This is a genomic window from Mesorhizobium sp. M0909 (genome assembly GCF_040319515.1).
Lineage (GTDB): Bacteria > Pseudomonadota > Alphaproteobacteria > Rhizobiales > Rhizobiaceae > Mesorhizobium.
Genome location: NZ_JAMYOA010000016.1, coordinates 143,387 through 165,044 on the forward strand (window position 1 = coordinate 143,387; position 21,658 = coordinate 165,044).

A 21,658-nucleotide genomic window follows, 5' to 3' on the forward strand; every position below is an offset into this window, starting at 1 on the left:
CGATCCTTCTTCGATCCAGGCGCTGCGCCGCTACCCGCCGTCAGTCCAACGACGACAGCGGCAACGCGGTTGGCAGCCCCGGGGCGACACCTTGGCACGCTGTGGGGACTGCGGGCAGCAGCCGCCGAGCGAGAAGGACGCGGCAGAAGCGGCCAATTGGCTTTGCCAGTGTGATCCGGTAGGGGTAGGAAAGGGCGCGGCGCGGCCGAAGCCCCTCCGCGCGAGGCGATCTATTCAGCGGCCTTGTGCGGTACGCTGTCTTCAACCCGCACATCGTCGTCTGAGAGGAATTCGGGAAGCTCGTCCCCATAGCCGTCGGCGCCGGCGCTGCTATCAGCGCCAGCACTGCCGTCGAGGTCGACCAGGCGCAGCGGCTCGGGCAGCCAGCCACTACCGGTCAGCAAGCGTTCGGCTTCCTTCGCCATATCTTCCTTTTTCAGGTGCTCGATCAGCTGCGCGGCCTGTTCGCCCTTCCCCTCTCGCACTGCCTCGAGAATGCGAGACTTGGTGATGCGGCCGAGATAGTTTTCGACTGTCGGTGTCCAGCCGGCGTCAACCATATCGAGACCGACCGCGCGTGCCAGTCGATCAGCTTGCGCGATCCGCTGCCGAACGCCGTGTGCCGAGATAGCGCCGCCATAGCGGTCGCCTTTCTCGTGGAGCGCGTTCAGGCCGTAGCTGACGCAATGGGCGAGCAACGCCTCGCGGCTGGTCTCATCAAGTGAGGCGATCCAGTCCCAAAGTGCATTGTCCTCGGTCGGCAGGTCCGATTTCCAGGCCTCATGGCGTTCAGCCACCGATTTCGCCGAGGGGCTGTCCTTCAGGTCACCTGGCTGCACAGGGAAGAAGACGTGGCGGATCGAGGCCTCAAGGCACCCCGTCGTGGTGCGGTGCTGGAACGTGTCAGTGACCAGCTTGTGCAAGAGCGCTGTCATGGCGACGTGAGGGTTGCCGGCAACGGCATCGCGCAACGCCAGCGTCCGGTGTGCGGTCAACTCTGTCACCAGTCGGTCCGGCAGGGGCTTGACCGCATCGTCCTCGTCTTGCTCGGACTCGACTGCCTGCCCGCCAATGGTGACAACGGCACGGTGCACCGACGAGCCGTCGGCAGCCCCGGATCCGCCGTCCCTTTTTGATTCGTTCGCGCCGTCAAATGACATCGGCGGCACGTCCTCAGGCCGGAGAAACCCGCGGTCGACCGAGAGCAAGCCATCGGCGTCGATGCTGACGAACGCGCCGGCGATGGCGATGTCGGCCGGATCGAACTGCTTTGGGCGCTTGTCGAAATTGGCGAGCGCGGTCTCGATTTCACCGAGTCGCTGATCGACGTCATCGGGCAGCTCGTCAGCACCCTCATATTCGGTTTCAAGCTTGGCATGCTCGGCGTTGAGGGCATCGATGGTAGCCTGCTCCTCGGACGAGAGATCGAGCGGGTTACTCTGCAGCTGATACAGCCCACGCGTTGCGTCGTAGGGGAAGCTGACAGCGACCTCGACCCACTTCCAACCCTCGGCTGCAACTTCCTGGGCAGCCGCCTTGAGCTTCTCGGTAACCAGGCGGTCCAGCAGCGCTGCATCCTGCAGCCAGCCGCCGTCATCCGACTGGAACAGGTCGTGCATCACGATACCACCCGCGGCCTCATAGGCGTCGGTCCCCACGAAGACGGCGCGCTTGTCGGAGGCACGCACCGTCGTTTCGGTCAGCATGCGCCGGATTTGATAGGGCTCTTTCGACCAGGCATCCCTGATCGCCTCCCAGACCTGCTCCTGGCGGGCGCGGTCTTCGGAGACCGTGAAAGCCATGAGTTGCTCCAGTGTCATGCCGTCATCGGCATACACATCGAGCAGCACTGGCGAGACAGAAGCCAGCCTAAGCCGTTGCTTAACGACGTTGACCGGCACGAAGAAGGCTGCGGCAATCTCCTCCTCGCTCATGCCTTTTTGGCGCATGTCCTGGAAGGCGCGAAACTGATCGAGCGGGTGCAGCGGCGCTCGCTCAATGTTCTCGGCGAGCGACACCTCCTCGGCAACGATCGCACTGTGACGAGCGCGCACGACACAGGGCACGAGGGCGGTCTTGGCGAGGCGCTTTTGCTTCACCAGCAGCTCAAGCGCGCGGAAGCGCCGGCCTCCGGCAGGTACCTCAAACATGCCAGTCTCGTTACCGTCGCTGTCGACGACGGGTAAAACGCTGAGGCTCTGGATCAAGCCGCGTCGGGCGATCGAGGCCGCCAGATCCTCGATCGAGATGCCGACCTTGACGCGCCGGACATTGGACTGGGAGAGCACCAGCTTGTTGAAGGGAATGTCGCGCGAGGACGACAGGGTGATCTTCTGAACGGCAGTAGCCATCGGATGTACTCCGCGACGGGCGGCCGAGAGCCTCCCTCTCGACCTCCAAACCCGTCATGAGAATTCCGTCACTCCTCTCCCTCTGATGTGCTCGGCAGCCACGCGACATTTGTCGCGGAGCAGGAGGTCGGCCCTGGCGCTCGGCAACGACTTCGCCGCAGCGGGTCCGGCATCGAGGCAGACTTCGATCACGAACGCATCCGCGGCAAGACGCCGAACTGAAAGCGGGCGGCTATTACGCTGCCTCCCGCCGATCGTCGTCAGCGGCGACTTTGTCGGGCAAGAACCCCAAGAGATAATCCGCAGCCCTGCTCGCCAGAGAGGACGCGCGAACGATCGCACGGTTATCCTCGCGCAGCACCTCCAGCCACGAGCCGATATAGTCGGCGTGACGCACGGTCGGCGTGATGCCCAGCGAGGCGCAGCAGAAAGCTGCACTTATCTCGGCAACCAGCTCTTCGAAGGCATACTTCTTGGTGCCGAAGGAACCGGACAAATCCCGGTTGAGGCGTGAGGCATGACCAGTGGCGTGCCCGAGTTCATGCAGGGCGGTCCGGTGCCAGTTGATCGGCTCGAAGTAGGCTTGGGGTGGCGGGACCCGCACATAATCGTGGGCCGGAGCGTAGAAGGCGCGGCTGCCATCAACCCGGAAATCGATCCCCGTCTGCTTGATCAGTGTCTCGACCTTTGGCTCGATCAGGCCGGGCAGGGGCGGTTGCGTGGCCATCGCACCATCGTGGGGCAGCCCGTCGCATTGCGCGGCGTTGAACACCGTAAAGCGTTTGAGGAATGGAATCGATCGGGCTTGCTCGCCGGTTTCGTGGGCACGTTTTTTTTCGTCATCGGGCACGAACCGATCGGCGTAGACCACCGTCGTTCCATGCTCACCCTTGCGGACGCTGCCCCCAAGCGCGAGCGCCTGGCGGAAGGTCAGCCAGCTCTGTCCGGAAAAGCCCTGCTCGATAACCGAACCCCAGAGGATCAGGATATTGATTCCAGAGTATTGCCGTTCGGTGGCGGCGTTCTTCGGCATGGCGAGCGGCGCCTTCGCAGCCGCCGTTCCCCATGGCTGAACCCAGGGCAGGCGACCGTCCTCCAGCTCACCGATTATCTTGTTGGTGATGTCGTCATATAGGCTGGCCCGGGTCGGGGCAGCTTGGTGCCGATGCTTGGTCATTGCGAGTCTCCGCGCCGGGCGCTGGGAGCCTCTCTCCCAGCCTTCAACCCGTCAGTGCGCCAAGCGCGGTCCTCTAACTCTGATGGACTGGCAGGAAGACTTCGGTTGCCGACCAACTCCGAGGTGGGAGGCACCGTCCGAAACCGCAGCGTGAGGTGATCAGCAGAACCCCCTAACCGGGGCGCGCGGCAGTAGGCCCAGGAGACCCGGCAGTTAGCCCATAGAAACGAAGCAGCACGGATAGCTGAAGAGCCGTTTCACCGGCCACGGAAGTGGGGAGCTAGCCACAAGGCTCGTGGAGTGCGCGTCAGGGCAATCGTTCCGATTAGCAGGTCAAAGGAGCATCTTTGCCGCAGCCGCTGCCGTTGGAGCTTTTCGCAGCAGCATATTTAAAGAAAGATCGCGCGGCAGAGCATCTGAAATGGCGAGATAGAAACGTGCGCTCAATGAGACCCGCGATCGGTCTGTTTTCAGGCCAAACGATCGGATCATAGAGATTGGCTGAGGGCTCCGTTTGAAAGTTCCCGACCAATTCGACGAGACCACGCCTCTGCGCGTCGAGATTGCAGCACGAATTGCCTTTCCCGATGGCTCGTTGGGCGCTGCGGGCCTGCGCAAGGAACGTAACGCCGGTCGACTTGAAACGGAGCTAATCGCCGGAAAGGAGTACGTCACCTTGCTGGCGATCGCCAAAATGAGGGAACTATGCCGCGGACGTCGAAAGGGCCACGCATCGTCTGGCGGGACGAAAGCCGGAAGAAAGACGGAACGCTCCGAAACAAAGCTGGATGGTTTATCCGCGATCGAACAACGTTCATCAGCGCTGGCAGCAGCGAAAAAGGCCGTCCAGGACCTGAAGCTGAAAAGGCGCTCGCGACCTACATCGCCAGCAAGTACCACCGAGCGCGCGGTGCCGAAGATGTCTTGATAGCCGATGTCGTCAGCGTTTACCTGAGAGAGGTTGCACCGAAGCATGCCGCGCCGGAAGAGACGGCGGCTCGGCTGGACAAGATCCTCGATTTCTTCGGTGAAAAGACGCTCGCCGCTATCAATGGCAAGCTTTGCCGCGACTACGTCGCGTTCTGTCCCACCGAAGCCGCTGCGCGCCGCCAACTCGAGGATCTTCGTGCGGCCATCAACTACTACCGCAGGGAAGGCCACACGACTGCCGCACCGACGATTGTCCTGCCTGACAAGGCCGGTGCGCGCGAGCGCTGGTTGACGCGCAGCGAGGCGGCCGCCCTCATCTGGGCCGCGTGGCGTATGAAGCAGAAATGGAAGGGCCGGGAGAGCGACCGGCGTACCGGACGACACCTCGCCCGCTTCATGCTTGTCGCGCTTTATACAGGAACGCGCTCTGCCGCAGTCTGCGGTGCCGCCATCCGTCCAACCAAAGGGCATGGTTATGTGGACCTCGACCGCGGCGTCTTTTACCGCCGCGCCGCTAGCGCAAAGAAGACCAAAAAACGCCAGCCGCCTGTGCGCTTGCCCGACAGGCTTTTGGCGCATCTCCGCCGCTGGGCGTGCACAGATCTCGATATCAGGACCAAGGCGCGCGGCAAGAGCGCAAATACTGGTCGTAAGATATCGCAAGACTTTGTGGTGGAGTGGAATGGAAAGCCGGTGGGGTCGGTCAAGAAGAGCTTCAGGAGAGCTCGCGACGCAGCCGGCCTCGGTCCCGACGTCACTTCGCACACGCTTCGCCACACCGCTGCGACCTGGCTGATGCGGGCCGGCGCCGACATGTGGCAGGCGGCGGGCTTTCTCGGCATCACCGTGGATGTTCTGATCGATACTTATGGCCACCATCATCCCGACTTCCAGGCAGACGCCGCCGAGAAGATCGCGAAGAAGCACGTTGCGCCAAGGCGACGAAAACCTCTCTCGGGATAGGTGACGATGAAAACGTGAAGTCGGCGCGGTGGCACCACAGGTTCCCCACACAAAGCCCGAAAGGAAATGCAATCATTGCGGAGCGAGCGTGACGAAAGAGCCCAGAAACCTGCGGCTTTGCCTGGTAGCGCACATCGTTCGGGACGATGGGGTCGCAAGTTTAAATCCTGCCACTCGCACCCCGCTCATTCTTCGGCACGATGGGTAAAGACCTGCGAGCACTCGCGTCCGGCACGCTCGACGAGATCGCCGGGAGTGGGCACAGCGCGATCGAGGGGATCAACTGCCCTGCTATGTAGCGGGCCTGCTCCATATGATGTTTTGCTGCCCGTCGCGTCGATAGGGACGCCGGGTAGCGCAGCTCAGTGGTGCATGAGGCAGAGAACATCGCGATAAGCGCCGTCGCCGTGGGATCTGGCGTCCAGCGCCAGCTCCGCGTCATTGGCAACATAGCCGACTGGGCTTCGCGTCAGCTCGGTCTCGAACACCGCGATCACTTCCGGCCCTCGAGCCAAGCCGGCTTGAGCCACACGCCCTCGCTCTTTGCGTAGATTGTGAAGAACCTGCTGACGTGTGCTGAGCCTGAGCGAAGCGGATGCAAGGACGGATGAAGCTTCACTGTTTTTCGAAGCCGATAATCCCTTGAATGACAGGCGATGGCCTGTATCGCTTGAGCAGACCGGGGTGACGATGAAATGTCCGTAAGACGGACAGCGTTCATTCATTAACGGAGGCAGTTCGTGATCCCGAGTCCGGTTCAATGGGGCGGCCTAAAGGAGCGTCAGCATAGCGCCGCCGCGGCCGAGACGCGGGATTGACCGCTCTCGTCAAGGGGTGCCGTTTAGCAGGAGCTCGTGACCAAGGTGGATGGAAGGAGCCTTCCTTCGCTTCGGCGGGGTTCCAACGGAAGTACTGTTCGATAATCCGAAAGCGCTGGTCGAACATCACGACGCTGCCTAGTCCCGATGGCGATCATGCGCAGCAGCGTGGACTTGCCGCAGCCGGACGGGCCGACGAAGACGACGACTTCGCGGTCCTGGAGGTCGAGGTCCGATACCCTTGATGATCTCGGCGGCTCCATAGGATTTGCGCGCGCCGCGCAGCTTGAGCTCAGTCTTGGCTTGCCTCCCTGGCGCCGGTCGTCGTCTCGTCGTTCTGCACCATCGCCAACGCCGTGCCGGGCTCGCCCGCCCATAGGATCAGGCTCGCCGCGCCGACCAGGCCCGCCCGATCGCCAAGTTCGGCCGGAACGATCGGCACGTCGCGATAGGCTTGCATGGCGCGCTGCTCGATGGTCGCCCTGATGGTCGGTGCCAAGAGGTCGAAGCCATTGGAAAGGCCGCCGCCCATGACGATCAGGTCGGGCGAGTAGAGATGCAGGAGGTTGGTGAAGCCGATGCCCAGCCACTGCGCCTCGGCCTCGATCAGTCCGCGAGCCGCCACATCACCCGCCCGCGCGGCCTCGACGACGTGTCGCGCCGAAACGTCGCCATTGGCGGAAAGCCGCCGGAGCAGCGAGCCGTCGCCCGGCACGGTCAGCCGTGTCGCCCGGCGTCCGAGCGCCGTACCGGAGGCGACCGCCTCGAAGCAGCCGACGGCGCCGCAGAAGCAGCGGTCGCCTTCGCCGGTGATGGTCATGTGGCCGATCTCGGCCGCCAGCCCGCGTCTGCCGTGATAGACGTGGCCGTCGGCGATGACGCCGCCGCCAATGCCGGTCGACACGGTCACGAATACCAGCGATCCGGTGCCGCGGCCCGCGCCGAAGCGCCATTCGCCAAGCGCCGCCGCATTGGCGTCGTTCTCCAGCCGCACCGGTAGGCCGAACTGCCGGCTGAGGATGTCGATCAGTGGCACATTGTGCCAGCCGGCCAGTGTCGGCGGCCCGATGACGATGCCCGCCTTGGGGTCGAGCGGACCGGGCGCACACATGCCGATACCGGTGACTTTCGCTTGTGGGTGCTCCTTGAGCAACGTGTCCGCTAGCGTGATGATTTGGCCGATCACCGCCTTCGATCCTGCGCCGGCAAGCGTCGGCGCCGAGACGCGGGCGACGACGTCGCCACCGCGCTCGACCAGCGCGCCGCGCAGCTCCGTGCCGCCGAGATCGAAGGCAAGCGCAAGCGTGCTCATCAGGCGGCTGCTTTCAGCCCGTGCAGCCAGGCGATGCGTTGCGCAAGGTCAGGGTCACCGAAGGCGAGCGAGCCCAGCACCACGGTATCGGCGCCGGCGGCGCGCAGCAGCGGCACCGTCTCATGGCGGATGCCGCCATCGGCGGCGAGCACGATGTCGGCCTCGCGGCCGGCTTTCCTGATCAGTGCGCGCGCCTCGATGAGACGGGGGCAGGCCTGCTCGGACAGGCTCTGGCCCTTGACGCCGATCGAGGTGCCGAGAAGCGTGACGAAGGTGACCTCGGGCAGGAAAGGCACGATTGCCGCGACCGGCGTCTCCAGCCTGAGCACGACGCCGGCCTCGGCGCCGAGCTCATGCGCCAGCTTGACGGCGCGCAAGCCCGCCTCGCCATTCTCGGCATGGATGGTGATGAGGTCGGCGCCGGCCTCGATGAACTGCCGCGTCTGCGCCTCGACGATTTCGGCCTCGACCATCAGATGCACATGGATCGGCTTCGCCGTCAGCTTGGCGATGCGCGCCACCAGATCCGGGAAGAACAGGAAGCCGGGGGTGAAGCGGGCGTCGGCGACGTCGATGTGATGTAGATCGGCATGGGCCTCGATGCGCTTCAGGTCGCGCTCCATATTGGCGAGGTCGGCCGACCACAGCGAGAATTCGCCGAGCAGCCGGTTGCGCGGCAGAGCGGCTATCGCGGCGGGGCCTGAGAGAGATTTGCTGATCATGACGGAACGAGGCTCCGGACGTTCGAGTGGGCGTGAAGGAAGGCCGAGATCTCGGCGTCTAATTCGGTGAAATGCCTGGCGCTGTCGAGCGCCTTGGGGGTGATCTCGGCGAAGATCCCATTGGGGATGACTGCGGCGAGCGTATAGGCGGCCGACAGCGGGTGGACCGCGTCGCTGGCGTTGCCAATGGCCAGCGTCGGGATGCGCAGGGCGGCGGCGTCGCGCTCGGAAACCCCGGGCCCGTCGGCGGCGATGTTGGCGAGCACCTGCGCAAAGGTGTGGGCGTCCGATCGGTCGAAATAGCCGAACAGCGAGGACAGGTTCTCGGGCGCCTCGCGGCAAAGCCGCGTCGCCGTCTCGGATTGCGCGAAGATACTCCGCGCCCTGTCGGCGCCACGGTCGAGGATGAGTTCGGCGACCTCGGTTATAGGCTGCATGTTCACCGGTGCTGCCGTGAACGTCCACGCCGGCCGCACCAGCACCAGCGCGGCGACGCGGTCGGGATGGCGGCAGGCGAGGCGGAGCGCGATCGCGGCACCCATCGAGACGCCGCCGGCAACGAAGCGGTCGAGGCCGGCCTGGTCGGCGGCCGCGAGCACATCGTCGGCGAACATCTCGAACGAAAATGGCCGTCGCTCGCCAATGCCGGAGCCGCCATGGCCGCGGCATTCCAGCGTGATGCGACGAAAGCCGGCGGGGAAGGTCTGCGCAACCTGCGCCTCGCCGCCACCCAGCCCGTGCTGGAAGACGACCGCCAGCCCGTCGCCCGTATCGGAAACCCGAAGCGCGGCGCCATCGCGGAGCAGGATCGTCGGGCGCGCCATCACAGCAGCCCCTTGAGGAAACGGGCGACGCCGGGCGCTTCCCCGGCCGAAAGCCCATGCGTCACCAACGGCCCATCGAAACCTGTTGCCTTCAGCCGGGCGATGAAGTCGGCGAAGTCGACGACGCCTTGCCCGGCGGTGGCGAAGCGGCCGTCGGCGAAACGGTCCTTGGCATGGGCCATGGCGACATGGCTCGCCGTGCGCTCGACTGCAGCCGCAACCATGGCGCGCGCCTGCGCGGCATCCGCCTGTTCGAACAGGTTTGCCGGATCGAGCACGATGCGCAGCCGCTTCGAACCCATCTCGGCGATGAGCCGCATCGCGTCACGGGCGGAGGTGACGATGTTGGCCTGTTCAGGCTCGATGCCAAGATCGACACCGTAACGCTCGGCGAGTTCGAGCGCCTTTTCCATCTCGACCGCCATGTCGGTCCATGCCGAGGGATCGGCATTGTCCGGATGGTGCGCCCATTGGTCGTCACGATTGCGCGTTCCGGTGCAGAGCGTGACGAGTGGCGTGTAAAGCCTTGCGGCGGCTTCGATAACCACCGCCAGCCGGCGCAAGCCATCGTCGCGTACCTGCTTGTCCGGATGCGCCATGTTGTAGGTGCCGGACAGCGCCACGAGACCGACGCCGGAGCTGTCGACTGCGGCATCGATTGCCCGGATCGCCGCTGCGGGAACATCATCCGGCATCGACGGCAGGCCGGCGCAGGCGAGATTGAATTGGGTGACCGCAAAACCTGCGTCACGGACAGACGCCAGCACGCCGGCAGGCTCGCTGCCCGGGAAGGTCTTGGCGAACACCCCGATCTGCATCAAACCGCTCCAGTCACGCTGGCGACCTCGACGCGTTCGCCGCTTTCGACCGAGCGCGCGATCGCCACCATGGCGCGGATTGATGCGAGCCCGTCGTCGACATTGGCGCCGCGCATCGGCTTGCCGTCGAGCACCGTCTCAGCGAGGCCTTCGAGCTGGCGGCGAAAGAAATGGCCGTCAGCGCCGAGCGGCTTTCGCGAGGTGGCGTCCTTCTCGTGGAAAATGTCGACTTCACTCGCCCGGAAGTACCAAGGATTGAAGGTCTTCGCGACCACCGAGCCGTTCTCGCCATAGAGCTGAAAACCCTCGTGCCAGTCCATGCGCACGGCGACGGTGAGGTCGAGATGGCCGAGCGCGCCATTGGCGAACTCCGTTTCGACGAACCAGCAATAAGCGCCGAATTTCTCGTTGAGGCGGGCGCGCACGGCGGTGATCTCGCCGCACAGGAAGCGCGCCGTATCGACGAGGTGCGAGCCATGCGCCAGCATGAAATACTGTCTGGGATCCGCCTTCGGGTTGCCGGCCGGCTTGCGCGCCAGCTTGCTGGTGACGGGCAGCGGCTGCACCGCGTCGGTGTTGGTATAGCGATGGGTTGAGTCACAGTACCAGGCCTTCAGCGCGAGGATCTCGCCCATCTCGTCGCGTACGAAATCGCGCGCTGCCTCGAGCGCCGGATCGAAGCGCTTCATATGCCCGACCTGCAGCACCTTGCCGGAACGCCTGACCGCATCGGCCAGCTTTTCACCTTCCTCGACCGAGACGCCGATCGGCTTTTCACACAGCACGTGCTTGCCGGCTTCCAGAGCCTTGATCGACATCGGCACGTGATAGGCGTCGGAGGTGGCGACGATCACCGCTTCCAGCGCAGGGTCGGCGAGCATCGCGTCATAGTCGCCATACATCTTCTGCGCCTCGTAGGTCGCGCCCATACGCGCGAGCAGATCGGGTGCTGCGTCGCAGATCGCGTAGAGATCGGCATTGCTCGCCTTCACGCAGGACGCCAGATGCGCGAACTGCGCGATCGGCCCGCAGCCGAGCACACCGACACGAAGGCGACGGTCTTTCTTGTGGATCATCGTCTCAGGCTCCGTAGCCGCGCATGGTCTGGCGGTTGGTCTTGACCGCGCCGGCCGGATCGGCGGCGGCGGTCTCGGACTCTTCCTCCAGCACCAGCCAGCCATTGAAGTTGGGTGCCGCACTGGCGATCTCGATCACCTTCGCCGTGTCGCAGACGCCCTTGCCGAGCATCGCCCAGGTGCCGCTCGCATCGACATCCTTAAGGTGCACGTAGCAGATGCGATTGCGATAGGTGGTGAGCGTGTCGGCCATGTCCCTGTGGCCGCGCAGGATGTGGCCGGTGTCCGGCACCCAGCCGACCAGCGAGGCATCGAGCAGCCCGAAGATGCGGTCGTAATCGACGCGATCGTAGAGCAGCGTGTTGTGGTGCGAGCTCGGATGCACCGCGACCTGGACGCCGGCCTCGCGGCCGAGTTCACCAGCCTTGTTGTAGACCTCGGCCGCAATGGCGAACTTGTCGTCGCGCGGACCGTCCGACACGACGGTGGCCGAGCCCATGGACACCATCGCGCCCGGAAAGGCGGCGGCGAAATCGATCCAGCGCTTGGCGGTCTCGAGGTCGGCGCCGATCTTCTCCTTGAGTGTGAAGCCGCTGTCCGAACCGAAGGCGAAGGAGACCAGCGTCAGGCCGGATCTCTTCAGCGCCGCAGCGAACTCCGCCGGCTTGCCGGCATAGCGGCCGATCATCGTGTCGGTGATCTCGATACCGGCATAGCCGCCATCGGCGATCGCTTTGAGCAGGTCGTCGGGGCCGCCGGCAAAGCGGTCTCCGAGCATTTCCCAGGTGAAGGTCTGGCAGCCGACTTTGAGGTCTTTCACGTTCATCCTTTCATTCCTTGATTCTACCTGCGTAGGCCTTCGATGATGTGGCGCTGTAAGAACAGCATCGGCACGATCAGCGGCGCTGTGACGACGCCCGAGGCCGCGGCATTATCGGCTGTCAGCAGAGAAGGTCCAATCCATCGATTTCGATGCGCGGCCTACTCCATCAGTTCTCCGTGGGAGGGACATGCTACTTGACCGAGCCCGCGGTCATGCCGGCGAGGAAGAATCTCTGGGCAACGAGGTAGATGAGCAAGAGCGGTAGCGAGCCGAGCACGCTCATCGCCATCATCTGGTTCCATTCGAAGGCGTGCTGCCCCATCAACAGCTGGATGCCGATCGGGACGGTGCGCATGGACGCTGACTTCGTCAGCGTCAGCGCAAACAGAAATTCGTTCCAGCACAACAGGAAGGTGTAGACCGACGTCGCCACGATACCAGGCAGTGAAATCGGGACGATCACCCGCCAGAGTGCCGTCCAGCTGCTGCCGCCGTCGACAGCCACCGCTTCATCGAGATCGCGGGGCAAGGTGTTCAGATATCCCGTCATCAGCAGGATCGCGTAGGGCAGCGTAAACACCAGGTAAGTCAGGATCAGTGCGACGTAGGTGTCGAAGATGCCATACGAGACGACAAGCCCGAAGAAGGGGATCAAAAGCGTGATCGGCGGGATCGTCTGCGTGCTGATGATGAGCGTGTTGAGGCTGCCCTTGCCGCGGAAATTGAAACGGCTGAACCCATAGGCCGCCAGCAAGGCGATCAGCACCGTCAACACTGTCACCGCTCCGGCCACGAAGTAGCTGTTGAAGAAGAAGCGCAGCTTTACCGGGTCGCCAAGGATGGCCGCATACGCTTCCAGCGTGAAGGCCTTCGGCAGGACGGTTGGTGGCAGGGCAAAGATTTCGGTATTCGACTTGAACGAGCTGCTCAGCATCCAGTAGATCGGGAAGGCCGCGAAAAAGAGCCCTGCGGCAAGCGCGACATGGAGCGCGACGGTGATCAGCCTGTCTTTCGGCGAGTGCCTTTTCCTCATGGTGACTACCGAGCCTTTTGATAGCGGATGTAGAACAGCGTCAGGCCGAGAGAGATCAGCAGGATGACCACGGCGCTTGCGGACGCCTGCGACAGGTTGTAGCTCGAAAACGCCAGCTTGTACGTGTAGGTGCTGAGGACCTCGGTCGAGTAGATCGGACCGCCGCCCGTCGTTATCCAGATCAATGGAAAGACCTGCATCGTCCAGATGAAATCCAGCAGCGAGATGCTGATGATGATCGGCATCAGCTGCGGGATGGTGATGAAGATCAGCTTCTGGTAGGCCTTCGCCCCGTCGATATCGGCGGCCTCGTAGAAATCCTTGGGAATGCCCTGCAAACCCGCGAGCAGGCTGACCATGAAGAGCGGATAGCCCGCCCAGATATTGGCGAAGGTGACGGCGTGCAGCGCGGTCTCAGGCGAGGAAAACCACTCGACTTTGGAACCGATGATGCCCATCTGCATGAGAACGCTGTTAACGACACCATTCGGCTCGAGCAGCAGGCGCCAGATCACGGCGATAATCACCGCGGTGAACAGCCAGGGCAGAATGTAGAGCACGCGCAGGATATTGCGCAGCGTGGGATTGATGCGGTCGCTGTTCAGCATGAGCGCGAAGATCATGCCGATGGTCATGTGGAAAACCACACTCATGCATGTGAAGTAGAGCGTATGCCACAGCGAAGCCCAGAACACGGGATCGTTAAAGATCGCCTGGTAGTGTTTCAGTCCGGCAAAGGACGGGTCGCGACGCAGCACTGCGCTGTTCTGGAACGAATAGCCAATCACCGTCACCATCGGCAGCAGCATCAGCAGGCCGATTATGAGGAGCGAGGGCGACAGGTAGAGATAGGGTGCGACCGCTCGTTTCAGTCTATGGCGAGAGCGCTTCTGCCGGGTCATATGACAACCTTGGGATACGCCTTCAAGAGAAGGGGCTTCGGAAACAGGTCCGTCTCACATTGCCGATCCGTTGTTGCCGGGAGGCCTGCCCGAAGTCAGGCCTCCGGTCGAGGATCGAAAACGAGGAAACAGGCCGATCAGAATTTCGCCATCCAGCCCTTTTGAGCGTTGGCCGCGGCTTGTTCCGGAGACTGCTCGCCGGTGAGCATCTTCTGGGCCTCCACGTCGAACTGGGTCATCAGGTCTTCCGCCACCGGCAGGCCTGTGAACTCATTGGCAAGATAACCGGTCTTGAAGATTTCGAAAGCCTTGCCGAAAGCCTTGTCGGAGGTCACGAAATCGGGCTTGGCGTTGACGTTGCCGGGGAAGGCGTTTGCCAGCGACACGAGCTTGGCGTTCACCTTTTCACCCATCAGATATTGGACGAGCTTCCAGGCTTCCTCCTGATGTTTCGAGGCGGCAGAGATGCCTATGCCCCAGGAGGCGTAGGGAAGGCCGCGCTTGCCGTTGTAGTTCTCCACGACCGGGACCGGGATGAGATCGAAGTTCAGTTTGGGATTGCGTTTGCGAATGAGGTTCACGTGCGCAAGCGAGTCGATCATCATCCCGACCCGATCGTTGACGAATTCCTCGACCTTTTCCTGTTCGGTCTTGGTGGCGATGCCGGGCGAGATGACGCCGGCGTCGTTCAGCGATTTGACGAAGGTGAGCATATCCACCACCGGCTTGCCCTCGAGAGCCGGCTTGCCGTCCGCCATCATCGATTGACCCGATGCCCAGACCCACGACATCATGTCGTTCTGGACACCGGACGGCGTTTGCAGCGACAGGGGTAGCACCCAGCCATACTGGTTATTGTCGGCATGGGTCATCTTCTTGGCGGCTTCGAGAAACTCCGCGCGGGTCGACGGCAGCTTGGTCACGCCTGCCTGGGCGGCGAGGTCCAAATTCACGAAAACCGGATAGACGAACGAAGCCACGGGAAACATCACCGCCTTACCGTCCACCTTGATGATATCCGCGACCTGGGTCTTGTCGAACCCGCTCGCATCCATCATCGGGTTCATGTCGGCCAGCGCATTCTGCGCGTTCAGATTGTTCACCCAGGCGCCGTCGAGACCGACGACGTCGCTAAGCGTTCCAGTTGCAGCACCAACCGAGATCTGGTCTCGCGTGGTCGCATAGGGGCCGCTGACCAGCGTCACCTTGATTCCGGGGTTTGCAGCCTCGAAGTCATTCATGATTGCCCTGAGCGAGCCGGCCGGCAATTCGGGCTCCCACCACTGGGTGAATTCTAGCGTCGTGTCCGCCATGGCGCTGGTTGCGCCAAGCAACCATGCGGCCGCGGCTACCTTCAGCATCGCGGGTTGTATCCGAAACATCATTTTCTCCTCCTTCTTCAAGATCGACCGCACAATGCGGTCGATCATCTGGTTTATTCAGAAAACTTCTTGCGAGTATCTTTCGCAGGCGCCTCGCTCCCGCCTGCGGTCTGCCGCAGATCTTCAGATCACCAGATGCGTCTCGGGATCGAAGAAATGGAACTTGGAATCATCCAGGGCCAACCGGATCTCCGAGCCGGAGTGGAGGACGCTGGCCGGCTCGAATCTCGCCACCGCGTTCGATGCCACGCCAAAATCGTCCACCGCGTCCGGATCGCCGGAGTCCACCCGGACCGCGTCGATGTTCAGGTGGACGATATGTTCAGAGCCGAGCTCTTCGATCGAAGTCACCTTTGCGGGTATAGTCTGATACTTGCGGCCGGATTCGAGGCTGCTGTCATAAAGATCCTCCGGTCGTATCCCGAACACGATCTTGCGCCCCGCATAGGACCGCAAGCCCGGCCTGCGTACGAAGGCTGCATCCTGCAGCCGGATGGCGAAGTCGCGAAAAACGAGCTCGCTGCCCTTCAGGGTCGCTTCGAAAAGGTTCATCGAAGGAGAGCCGATGAAGCCGGCAACGAAGGCGTTCACCGGCGATTCATAGAGTCTCTTGGGTGTGTCGACCTGCTGCAGCACGCCACCTTTCAACACCGCGACCCTGTCGCCCATCGTCATCGCTTCGATTTGGTCGTGGGTCACGTATATGGTCGTGACGCCGAGTTGCTTTTGCAGGCTGGTGATTTCGGCACGCATTTGCACGCGCAGTTTTGCATCCAGGTTGGAAAGCGGTTCGTCCATGAGAAAGGCGGCCGGCTCGCGCACCATGGCGCGGCCCATGGCAACCCGTTGACGCTGTCCGCCTGACAGGTTCGCGGGTTTGCTGTCCAGCAAAGACGTCAACTGAAGGGTTTTGGCGATCTCGTCGACGCGCTTCTTGCGCTCGGCCTTCGGCTTGCCTGCCAGCCGCATCGAAAAGGCGATGTTTTCGAACACCGTCATGTGCGGGTAGAGCGCGTAGCTCTGGAAGACCATCGCGATGTCGCGGTCCTTGGGCGGCATGTCGACGACATCGACTCCGCCGATCCGAAGGCTGCCGCTGGTGATGTCCTCCAATCCCGCGATCATTCGCAACGCGGTGGATTTGCCGCAGCCGGACGGCCCGACGAGAATCAAGAACTCGCCGTCCTCGACCGATAGGTTCAATTGGTCGATTGCGCGAAAATTGTTTCCGTAGGTTTTGCAGATATTCTCAAGAATGACTTCTGCCATCTTCCTCCCTCCACAAGCATAAGCCAGTGATTCTTATAATTTCTTCGGCCTATGTTCACCGGCGAAATGTTTCCTCGGATAGTTTCAGGCTACGTTCCAGTATCGACATACGCATTTTTTAGTTCGACTGCTGACGGCGCGTTCGTCGATGCCAGGAGTTCCGTGACCTGGTCGTCGGTCGGAAGCGCCTGGCGCCCGCCACGTCCCGCTATCGAGAGGGCCGCCGCCGCGGCCGCGAATGCCACCCGGCCTGCGGTGTCGGCTCCGCGCATCAACGCATGGGCGTAGGCGCCATGAAAGCAGTCACCCGCGCCGGTCGAGTCGACGACCACAACCCGGTGCGGAGGCAGATGCCAGAGACCTGTCTCTTCACGCCCGCGATAGTACACGCCCCTGCCGCCATCGGTCAGAACCACGGCGGACCGCGACGGCGACCACAATGCATCGAGCATCTCGGCGGGCGATCGGCGCCCTGTGGCAGTCCGCCCAAAGCCGAGGGGAAGAATGAGATGGTCGCAGAGCGCGATCAGCCGCTCCGTGGCTGGGCCGCAGCTCCATTCGATATCGCCGAGGATCGCAAGGCCGAGATCGCCAGCCCGAGCCACGACATCCAGCGACCGGGTCGCGTAGCTATCGACGATCAGGACAGTCGCGCGGCTGAGGACCTCGTCCGGGAAGTCCGACGCGGTGCCCAGCATCGCGTCGTCGTCATACGCGATGAACCGTTCCCCGTCCGAGCCGACGGTAATGCGCGAGCGCACCGGGCGCGCGTCCGGGTGGCGCGGCGCGAATTCGGTTTCAACACCGCTCGCAACGAGATCGCGCAGCACGGCGTCGTCAGCGGCGCTGCCCAGCCATCCGACGAACCCGGCGCTTCCGCCGAGCCGCGCGACGGCGGCTAGCGCCGTCGCGACATTTCCCCCGAAAGACCGGGTACTATGCAGAACCTTCCCCTTGCCCGCCGACAACGGCTGATCGACATAGACGATGTCGTCGATCGCAATAGCGCCGAAGCCGAGGATTGAAGGGACGGTGGGCATCGTTCAGGCACCCGCCTTCGCCAGGGCGTCTTGCGCCGAAAGGCCGTCATGGATGACGCTCCGAAAGGCAAGCGCAGCCTTCTCCGGATCGCCATGTCCCCAGAGATTGCGGCCTACCACGGCACCGCGTGCGCCGGCACGGATGGCGTCCGCCGTCTGCTTAAGCGCGCCGAGCAGCGTATCGGTTTTCGGACCACCCGCGATCACAACCGGCACCGGGCAGGTCCGGACGGTCTCTCGGAACGACTCGAAATCGCCCGTGTAGCCGATCTTGATCACGTCGACGCCGGACTCGTAGCCGATGCGCGCCGCGTAGGCGATCTCGTCGGGGGTGAAGACTATCGTTGCCCCGTCGGTGAAATCGCGAGGGTAGATATGCGCCACCACAGGCATGCCGTAGCGGGCCGCTGCATTCACCGAATCGGTCAGCCAGCGTATGTATTTGCCCTCGGTCGCGCCGCGCACCGGCATGGCCACGGCCAACGCATCGGCCCCCGCGCGCACCGCATCCTCGGGCGTTGCTATCAACTCGCTGATGCGATCGTCCGGAGTGAAGCAGCCCGCCTGAATCACCAGGGAAGCCTTGCCCGCATATTGCGGCCACAGATGGCGCGCGGTACCAGGCTGGATGCTGACGTAGTCGGGTTTGCCCGCCATGACGCGGGCAAGCGCACCCGGCAGGTCGGCAAGGCCGCCTTTGCGCACGTCGCCGTAGCCGACGAAGTGGTCGACCGCGCCGCCAAAAAGGTTCCCCGATGGATGCGAGAAGAGGCGCGCAAGACGCACCTTGGTTCCTAGGCTCATGAGTTCAAAATTCCCCAATCGGTTGTTTTCAAAATCCTGCTGCGCCAGCGTTTTCGTATGCTCTATAAAAATTTTACGCGCGTCAAGAATTAAAATGTTGTATAGCGGCTTTCGACTGTGATCCATTGCTGGCGCAAGGGTGCAGCCAGCCATGACCGCTTGGGGAGGTAGATCTGAAATGCACGGGACATCAAAGACAAAGCTCGGCATCGGCATCATCGGATGCGGCAACATCTCGATGACCTATCTGCGCAATGCGGGCCTGTTCGGCGGGGTCGAGTTGCGCGCCTGTGCCGACATTTCAGCCGACATGGCGGCGCTCCGTGCCAAGGAATATGGCATCCGCGCGCTCGGGGTCGACGCGCTGCTGGCCGATCCGGACATCGACCTTGTCCTCAATTTGACGATACCGGCGGCGCATTTGGACATTTCGCTTTCGGCGCTTTCAGCGGGCAAGCACGTCTTCACCGAAAAGCCGCTGGCGACGTCCGTCGCCGATGGCCGCCGGCTGGTGGCCGAGGCGGCAAAGCGCGGGCTGCTGCTCGGGTCGGCCCCCGACACCTTCCTCGGCGCCGCCGGACGGCGGGCGCGCCGGCTGATAGATGAGGGCGCGATCGGCCGCGCCGTGACCGGCACCGCTTTCATGATGGGGCGCGGCATGGAGCACTGGCATCCCAACCCGCAATTCTACTACCAGCCTGGCGGTGGCCCGGTCTTCGACATGGGTCCTTACTATCTGACCATGCTGGTCAACCTGCTGGGCCCGGTCGCCCGCGTCATGGCGATGGCGACGCGCGGCCAGGAGGAGCGTCTGATCACCGCCGACGGGCCTTACAAGAACACCACCTTCAAGGTCGGCACACCGACCAACATCGTGTCGTTGCTCGAATTCCGCTCCGGCGCCACGGTCACCTTCGGCGCCTCCTGGGACGTCTTCAAACACTCCAACCATCCGATCGAACTGCACGGCACCGAGGGCTCGCTGCGGCTGCCCGATCCCGACACCTTCGGCGGCACCGTTTCGCTCTCGGCGCGCGGCGCCGACTGGAAAGATCACGAGAGTGAGAGCCAACTCTACGGCGCGCGCAACTGGCCCTATGCGGCGCCCGACCGTGCCAACTACCGCATGCTCGGCGTCGCCGATCTGGCGCGAGCGTTGGTCGAGGGACGCAAGCCCCGCGCGTCCGGTGAATTGGCGCTGCATGTACTTGAGATCATGGAAGCCATCCTGGCCTCGGGCGAAAGCCGCGGCTCGGTTGCCGTCAACGGCACGGTCGACCAGCCGCCGCTACTCGGCGAGGACGAAGCGGCGAGCCTGCTGGCCTGACGGGAGGTCCGCCGATGACGACATCGCCACTGATGGCAACGCCGTTCCCGTCCGCGCTCGACCGGCAGGCGCGACATGTTCTCGATCTCGGCCGCCGGGCTAACACGCCGCCCTTCGAGGCTGGCACGCCGGAACAGGCGCGCCGTGCCTATGTAGACGGTCTTCCCGATCTACAAGGCGGCCGCGAGCCGGTGGGTTCAGTCACCGAGCGCACAATCGCCGGACCCGGTGGGCCGCTGACGCTGAGGATCTATCGCGGGCAGGGCGCGCCTGATGCGGATGCTCCGGCGCTGCTCTATCTGCATGGCGGCGGCTGGGTAATAGGCAGTCTCGAATCGCACGACGAGATCTGCCGCTGGTTCGCCAGCATCGCGGCTTGCGTCGTCGTGTCGCCCGATTACCGGCTGGCGCCGGAGCACAAATTTCCGGCTGCGGTGGAAGACTGCCGCGCCGTGCTGTCCTTCATGCAGGATCATGCCGCCGATCTGGGCATCAACCCGAAACGCATCGCCGTCGCAGGCGACAGCGCCGGCGGCAATTTGGCCACTGTGCTCAGCCTCATTGCGCGTGGGGACAAACATCCGCTGACGGCGCAACTGCTGCTCTACCCCAACACCGATGCCGGGCAGACGGCGGACAGCTATCGTCGTTTTGCCGAAGGTTTTGGCCTGACCGCCACGACCATGGCCTGGTTCCGCGACCACTATGTCCGCGACGCCGCCGATGTCGGCGATTGGCGCGTCTCGCCGCTCAAAGCCGAAAGCCTTGTGGGAGTGGCGCCCGCCTTCATCGCCATCGCCGGTCATGACATCCTCGCCGACGAAGGCGAAGCCTATGCCGGGCGCCTACAGGACGCCGGTGTGCCGGTCGTGCTCAGGCGCTGGCCGGGCCAGATCCACGGCTTCGTCTCGATGGGCCGTCACGGGCCGGCATCACGGCAGGCGGTCGAGGCGGCGGTTGCCGCATGGCAAGGCTTCGTTCGCGCTTTCACGAAAGATCAAGCCGACTGACGCATCACTAGCCTCGCGTCGAGTTTGACCTTGGGCGCGACCGCCGTCTCGGCTTCATTGAGCAGGGCAAGCAGCGTCTCGACGCTGCGGCCGGCCATCGACGCGAAGTCCTGTGCCATGGTGGTGAGGCCGGGGCATGCGTAGCGGCTAAGCGGATGGTCGTCATGCGCGGCGACGCGCATGTCGCAGTCGGGCTTGCGGCCGATCTTGAGTCCCCGGGCAAAGGCTGCGGCCATCAGGCCGAAGGCCAGACGGTCATTGTTGCACAGGATGGTCTTGCCCGGCAGGTCGCCATTGCTAAGCATTCTTTCGGTCTGCTCGTAGCCGATGCGCTCGAAATCCCAAGTGTAGTCCTTGGTGTTGCCGATCACGATGGGCTCATGCCCGAGCCGCTTCATCGAGGCGACATAGCTGCTCAGCCGTTCGGGTGAATTGTGGTTGACGTGCGGGATGTCGAAATAAACCGGCGCGTCGCCCGATCGGCAGAGATAGTCGACGATGGTCGCGACGCTCTGCGTGTTGTTGTTGCCGACGAAGGGCGTGTTGCCCTCGAGGTAAGTGTCGAAATAGACGATCGGGATCGCCTGCGTCAGCTTCTCGAGCGTCCGATGGTCGGAGCGCCGCCCGAGCGGCGCGACGAGCGCGCCCGAGACCTTGAGCGACAGGATGGTCCGCGTCGCCTCGACTTCGAGTTCGGTCGAGCCGTGCGAGGAGATCACGATCGGCCAGTAGCCTTCGTCGCGCAGCCGAAGCTCGATGCGGCTGACCATCTCCGAATAGAACGGATCGGTCACAGTCGGCACGACAATGCCAATGCTGCGCGTGCGCTTGCGGTTGAGGTTCCGCGCAAACAGATTAGGCTGGTAATCGGACGAGCGCAGCGCTTCCTCGATGCGCTTGCGCGTCGCCGGCTTGACGCTGGTCGGATCGTCGAAATACTTGGAGAGCGTGGGCCGGGACACGCCGCACGAACGGGCGAAATCCTCCATCGTCTTGTGCGTCATCGCCATTCAAACCTCGCAGCATGGATTTCGGCCTGGTCCATGCGTTGTCCCCGATGATTCCTACGGTGAGCCG

General features: G+C 63.3%; 20 protein-coding genes, 1 tRNA gene and 1 pseudogene. 5 read left to right on the top strand and 17 right to left on the bottom strand.

The window, feature by feature from the left end:
* Positions 1-230: 230 nt before the first annotated feature.
* Both NKH83_RS23350 and NKH83_RS23355 read right to left on the bottom strand, forming a co-directional pair.
* Positions 231-2,351 carry a ParB/RepB/Spo0J family partition protein gene (locus NKH83_RS23350; RefSeq protein ID WP_352807724.1) on the bottom strand — a complete coding sequence of 707 codons (2,121 nt, stop codon included), beginning with the start codon at positions 2,349-2,351 and terminating at the stop codon, positions 231-233.
* Between the two features lie 235 nt (positions 2,352-2,586).
* The gene (locus NKH83_RS23355; protein ID WP_352807725.1) at positions 2,587-3,528 is read right to left on the bottom strand and encodes an ArdC family protein; all 942 of its coding nucleotides are present in this window, start codon (positions 3,526-3,528) and stop codon (positions 2,587-2,589) included.
* 514 nt (positions 3,529-4,042) lie between these two features.
* On the opposite strand from NKH83_RS23355, the gene NKH83_RS23360 reads away from it, so the two are divergent.
* From NKH83_RS23360 to NKH83_RS23370, 3 genes are all read left to right on the top strand, one after another.
* Positions 4,043-4,456: an excisionase gene (locus NKH83_RS23360; protein WP_352480741.1), complete on the top strand. Its 414-nt coding sequence runs from the start codon at positions 4,043-4,045 to the stop codon at positions 4,454-4,456.
* Complete coding sequence (locus tag NKH83_RS23365) at positions 4,453-5,421, top strand: tyrosine-type recombinase/integrase (RefSeq protein WP_352807728.1); 969 nt, start codon at positions 4,453-4,455, stop codon at positions 5,419-5,421. The genes NKH83_RS23360 and NKH83_RS23365 overlap by 4 nt, the downstream gene beginning before the upstream one ends.
* A gap of 82 nt (positions 5,422-5,503) precedes the next feature.
* Positions 5,504-5,600 (top strand) — tRNA-Pro (locus NKH83_RS23370).
* A gap of 183 nt (positions 5,601-5,783) precedes the next feature.
* Here NKH83_RS23370 and NKH83_RS23375 read toward each other — a convergent pair.
* From NKH83_RS23375 to NKH83_RS23440, 14 genes and pseudogenes are all read right to left on the bottom strand, one after another.
* Entirely contained in the window at positions 5,784-5,951 is a 168-nt protein-coding gene (locus tag NKH83_RS23375; RefSeq protein ID WP_352807730.1) for a hypothetical protein, read from the bottom strand.
* Between the two features lie 437 nt (positions 5,952-6,388).
* Positions 6,389-6,524: pseudogene (locus NKH83_RS23380) on the bottom strand (ATP-binding cassette domain-containing protein); the annotation flags it as partial.
* Positions 6,525-6,531: 7 nt separating this feature from the next.
* Positions 6,532-7,551 (bottom strand): ROK family protein, encoded by a 1,020-nt coding sequence (locus NKH83_RS23385; protein WP_352807732.1) that lies wholly within the window; start codon positions 7,549-7,551, stop codon positions 6,532-6,534.
* Entirely contained in the window at positions 7,551-8,273 is a 723-nt protein-coding gene (locus NKH83_RS23390) for a ribulose-phosphate 3-epimerase (protein ID WP_254818563.1), read from the bottom strand. The genes NKH83_RS23385 and NKH83_RS23390 overlap by 1 nt, the downstream gene beginning before the upstream one ends.
* Positions 8,270-9,097, bottom strand: coding sequence for an alpha/beta fold hydrolase (locus NKH83_RS23395; RefSeq protein WP_352807734.1), 828 nt, complete (start codon positions 9,095-9,097; stop codon positions 8,270-8,272). Before NKH83_RS23395 ends, NKH83_RS23390 begins: the two co-directional genes overlap by 4 nt.
* Positions 9,097-9,915 carry a sugar phosphate isomerase/epimerase family protein gene (locus NKH83_RS23400; RefSeq protein WP_254818565.1) on the bottom strand — a complete coding sequence of 273 codons (819 nt, stop codon included), beginning with the start codon at positions 9,913-9,915 and terminating at the stop codon, positions 9,097-9,099. The genes NKH83_RS23395 and NKH83_RS23400 overlap by 1 nt, the downstream gene beginning before the upstream one ends.
* The gene (locus tag NKH83_RS23405) at positions 9,915-10,991 is read right to left on the bottom strand and encodes a Gfo/Idh/MocA family protein (protein ID WP_352807736.1); all 1,077 of its coding nucleotides are present in this window, start codon (positions 10,989-10,991) and stop codon (positions 9,915-9,917) included. The genes NKH83_RS23400 and NKH83_RS23405 overlap by 1 nt, the downstream gene beginning before the upstream one ends.
* 4 nt (positions 10,992-10,995) lie before the next feature.
* On the bottom strand, positions 10,996-11,817 hold the full coding sequence (locus tag NKH83_RS23410) for a sugar phosphate isomerase/epimerase family protein (RefSeq protein WP_352807738.1): 822 nt from the start codon (positions 11,815-11,817) through the stop codon (positions 10,996-10,998).
* A gap of 187 nt (positions 11,818-12,004) precedes the next feature.
* Positions 12,005-12,847: a carbohydrate ABC transporter permease gene (locus NKH83_RS23415; protein WP_254818568.1), complete on the bottom strand. Its 843-nt coding sequence runs from the start codon at positions 12,845-12,847 to the stop codon at positions 12,005-12,007.
* Between the two features lie 5 nt (positions 12,848-12,852).
* Positions 12,853-13,749: a carbohydrate ABC transporter permease gene (locus tag NKH83_RS23420; protein WP_254818569.1), complete on the bottom strand. Its 897-nt coding sequence runs from the start codon at positions 13,747-13,749 to the stop codon at positions 12,853-12,855.
* Between the two features lie 137 nt (positions 13,750-13,886).
* Positions 13,887-15,134 carry an ABC transporter substrate-binding protein gene (locus NKH83_RS23425; protein ID WP_254818570.1) on the bottom strand — a complete coding sequence of 416 codons (1,248 nt, stop codon included), beginning with the start codon at positions 15,132-15,134 and terminating at the stop codon, positions 13,887-13,889.
* A 120-nt stretch (positions 15,135-15,254) separates the two neighbouring features.
* Positions 15,255-16,400, bottom strand: coding sequence for an ABC transporter ATP-binding protein (locus NKH83_RS23430; protein ID WP_352807741.1), 1,146 nt, complete (start codon positions 16,398-16,400; stop codon positions 15,255-15,257).
* 89 nt (positions 16,401-16,489) lie between these two features.
* On the bottom strand, positions 16,490-17,440 hold the full coding sequence (locus NKH83_RS23435) for a PfkB family carbohydrate kinase (protein ID WP_352807743.1): 951 nt from the start codon (positions 17,438-17,440) through the stop codon (positions 16,490-16,492).
* A gap of 3 nt (positions 17,441-17,443) precedes the next feature.
* Complete coding sequence (locus NKH83_RS23440) at positions 17,444-18,244, bottom strand: beta/alpha barrel domain-containing protein (RefSeq protein ID WP_352807781.1); 801 nt, start codon at positions 18,242-18,244, stop codon at positions 17,444-17,446.
* Positions 18,245-18,422: 178 nt separating this feature from the next.
* On the opposite strand from NKH83_RS23440, the gene NKH83_RS23445 reads away from it, so the two are divergent.
* Positions 18,423-19,571: a Gfo/Idh/MocA family protein gene (locus NKH83_RS23445; protein ID WP_352807745.1), complete on the top strand. Its 1,149-nt coding sequence runs from the start codon at positions 18,423-18,425 to the stop codon at positions 19,569-19,571.
* Positions 19,572-19,585: 14 nt separating this feature from the next.
* Complete coding sequence (locus NKH83_RS23450) at positions 19,586-20,581, top strand: alpha/beta hydrolase (protein WP_352807747.1); 996 nt, start codon at positions 19,586-19,588, stop codon at positions 20,579-20,581.
* Here the strand turns inward: NKH83_RS23450 and NKH83_RS23455 are convergent.
* The gene (locus NKH83_RS23455; protein WP_352807749.1) at positions 20,569-21,591 is read right to left on the bottom strand and encodes a LacI family DNA-binding transcriptional regulator; all 1,023 of its coding nucleotides are present in this window, start codon (positions 21,589-21,591) and stop codon (positions 20,569-20,571) included. The genes NKH83_RS23450 and NKH83_RS23455 overlap by 13 nt on opposite strands.
* Between the last annotated feature and the right edge of the window lie 67 nt (positions 21,592-21,658).